At 62.8% G+C, this 621-nt stretch carries 1 protein-coding gene; it reads left to right on the top strand.

The window, feature by feature from the left end; translation table 11 throughout:
- The coding region (locus DIE06_RS37965) for an amino acid ABC transporter ATP-binding protein (RefSeq protein WP_148094394.1) at nt 1-618 on the top strand (618 nt) is incomplete at its 5' end.
- Nucleotides 619-621: the final 3 nt, after the last annotated feature.

The raw sequence follows: 621 nt of genomic DNA, 5'->3' as shown, positions 1-621 counted from the left end.
GGCTCGGGCAAGTCCACGCTGATCAAGACCGTGAACGGCCTCGAGCCGTTCCAGCAGGGCGAGATCCTCGTGAATGGGCAGTCGGTCGGCGACAAGAAGACGAACCTGTCGAAGCTGCGCTCGAAGGTGGGGATGGTGTTCCAGCATTTCGAGTTGTTCCCGCACCTGTCGATCACCGAGAACCTGACGCTCGCGCAGATCAAGGTGCTCGGCCGCGGCAAGGACGAAGCGGCCGACAAGGGCATGAAGCTGCTCGATCGCGTCGGCCTGAAGGCGCATGCGCACAAGTTTCCGGGCCAGCTGTCGGGCGGCCAGCAGCAGCGGGTCGCGATCGCGCGCGCGCTGTCGATGGACCCGATCGCGATGCTGTTCGACGAGCCGACGTCGGCGCTCGATCCGGAGATGATCAACGAAGTGCTCGACGTGATGGTCGAGCTCGCGCAGGAAGGGATGACGATGATGGTCGTCACGCACGAAATGGGCTTCGCGAAGAAGGTCGCCCATCGCGTGATCTTCATGGACAAGGGCGCGATCGTCGAGGACGACCGCAAGGACGATTTCTTCTCGAATCCGAAATCGGACCGCGCGAAGGACTTCCTCGCGAAGATCCTGCACTGAGCG

Source organism: Burkholderia sp. Bp8998, assembly GCF_003854235.1.
Lineage (GTDB): Bacteria > Pseudomonadota > Gammaproteobacteria > Burkholderiales > Burkholderiaceae > Burkholderia.
The sequence above is the reverse complement of the archived record's forward strand: the minus strand, read 5'-3'. Positions and strand labels throughout refer to the sequence as shown.